This window comes from Rhizobium sp. LjRoot98 (genome assembly GCF_964252935.1).
Taxonomy (GTDB): Bacteria; Pseudomonadota; Alphaproteobacteria; order Rhizobiales; family Rhizobiaceae; genus Pararhizobium.
Window position 1 is genome coordinate 1 of record NZ_CAXUPW020000049.1, and the last position, 2213, is coordinate 2213.

Annotated in this window: 3 protein-coding genes; 1 reads left to right on the plus strand and 2 read right to left on the minus strand. The window is 57.7% G+C overall.

Features of this window, described 5'->3' with window-relative positions:
* A partial coding sequence (locus ACSQ3J_RS31265; protein WP_436041188.1) for a carboxyl transferase domain-containing protein occupies positions 1 to 339 on the minus strand: 339 nt, incomplete at its 3' end.
* A 125-nt stretch (positions 340 to 464) separates the two neighbouring features.
* Here ACSQ3J_RS31265 and ACSQ3J_RS31270 point away from each other — a divergent pair.
* Positions 465 to 1883 (plus strand): helix-turn-helix domain-containing protein, encoded by a 1419-nt coding sequence (locus tag ACSQ3J_RS31270; RefSeq protein WP_436041190.1) that lies wholly within the window; start codon positions 465 to 467, stop codon positions 1881 to 1883.
* A 122-nt stretch (positions 1884 to 2005) separates the two neighbouring features.
* Here ACSQ3J_RS31270 and ACSQ3J_RS31275 read toward each other — a convergent pair.
* On the minus strand, positions 2006 to 2213 hold a 208-nt coding region (locus ACSQ3J_RS31275; protein WP_436041192.1), incomplete at its 5' end, for a hypothetical protein.

A 2213-nucleotide genomic window follows, 5' to 3' on the forward strand; every position in this document is an offset into this window, starting at 1 on the left:
ATCCATGATCTTGCAAATCTTCTGGGCGTGGGTTTCGGACAACGAGCCGCCAAGCACGGTGAAATCCTGGGAAAAGACGTAAGTTTGGCGGCCGTTGATCGTGCCCCAGCCGGTGACGACGCCATCGCCCGCCACCTTCTGCTCGGCCATGCCGAAATCGACGGCGCGGTGGGTGACATACATGTCGTATTCTTCAAACGAGCCCTCGTCGAGCAGCACCTCGATACGCTCGCGCGCCGTCAGCTTGCCCTTGGCATGCTGGGCATCGATGCGCTTCTGTCCGCCGCCAAGACGCGCCTCGGCGCGGCGAACGCCAAGCTGGTCACGTATTGAACGCATTATCACTCCATCCACGTGCTTCGACATGAACATTCATACGTGTTTGGGCCTTTCGAGAAAATGGTTGATCGGGCGGCATTGCTTAATATAGAATTTTGCAAACTGAAATTTGCGAAAGTGCAAACATGGCGATGCGGAAGCTCTTTATCGGCCGGAAAATCCGATCCCTGCGTGAAGGCCTCAAGGCCACTCAGAGCCAATTTGCAGACCGGATCGGTATTTCAACAAGCTATCTCAATCAGATCGAAAACAATCAGAGGCCGGTTTCGGCCGCTGTGCTTGTCGCCCTGGTCGATAAGTTTAAGATAGATTTGAGCGAACTTTCGGCAGGCGAAGGGGACCGGTTGTTGTCGGCCCTTTCCGAAGCGCTGACCGATCCCCTGTTCGAATCCTATACCCCAAATCTGCAGGAGCTTAAACTCATCACCCAGAACGCCCCGTCTCTGGCGCATGCCCTGGTCCGGGCCCACCAGGCCTATCGGCGAAACAGCGAGCAGCTGGCGAGCCTCAATGACAGCATGGGCCGATCGACGCTCGCTGCGGAAGCGACGCCATACGAAGAGGTCCGGGACTTCTTTCATTTCGTGGACAACTACATTCATGACCTGGATGTGCAGGCGGAAGAGCTGGCAGGCGAGCTTGGGCTCGAACACGATGACCGCCATGCGGTCCTGACGAACTATCTTCAAAGGGTGCACAATGTAAAAGTCGTCCGAGCCGAGCCTGGGCGGGACATCCTGCGCCATTTCGATCCGAAGACACGGATTTTGTCACTTAACGCATATATTCCGGCGACCAGCCGCGACTTTCAGCTGGCTCTGCAAATTGCGCAGCTGCAGGCCGCGGAAACTGTCGACAAGGTGGCCAAGACCGGCAACTTCCGGACCAAGGAAGCGGCGGACATCTGTCGCATCGGGCTTCACAACTATTTTGCCGGTGCCTTGCTGTTGCCTTACAGAGCGTTCCAGTCCGCTGCAAACCTGTTGCGCCACGATCTCGAACTTCTGGCGTCGCGTTTCGGTGCGAGTCTGGAGCAAGTCTGTCACCGGCTCAGCACACTACAGCGTCCGGGCGAAAAGGGCGTCCCGGTCTTCTTCGCGCGGGTCGACAGGGCGGGAAACATTACCAAGCGGCATAGCGCGACAAAACTGCAGTTTGCCAGATTTGGGGCGGCCTGCCCGTTGTGGAATGTCCACCAGGCGTTCGAGGCGCATGGCCGCATCATCAGGCAACTGGCGGAAACGCCGGACGGCGTCCGCTATCTGTGTCTTGCGACGCAGATCACCAAGGGCGGGGGCGGTTTCAATAGCTCACTGCCGCAATACGCCATCGCGTTTGGATGCGAAATCTCCTACGCCTCTGCTTTCGTCTATGCGGACGACCTCGATCTCTCAAATCGCTCGAGCTTTGATCCCATCGGGATTTCATGCCGTATCTGCGAGAGGACGCAGTGTTTTCAGCGCGCCGTCCCGCCTCTCATGAGAAAACTCCATGTCGATCACGACGTGCGGACGGTCCTTCCTTATAGTATCGGCGACAATTGAAATTGGTCCTCCAGCGGCTTTCAGATTGGCGGGCTGTAACTTGAGGGGGCGAAAGTTTGCCTGTCTGAATCCCGCGCTGTCATTTGCACACCTAAAGTGCCCACCGAATGCCGAACGCGTCGCTAGTCCGGGCGGTCCTCGATGGGCTGGTTTGACCGAGGATACAGCCAAGTGAGCCGGCCATGCCGCGTAGTGGCGCAATCGCCGATTACCATCGAACCCTGTTGCGCAAGCGCGGGCGAACCAGAGACGCGGTCGTAAACGACCTTGCCGCCGACGACGGTCAACCGCGAGCGGATAGTCGATTTCATCCGTGGGGATGCTGAAGAA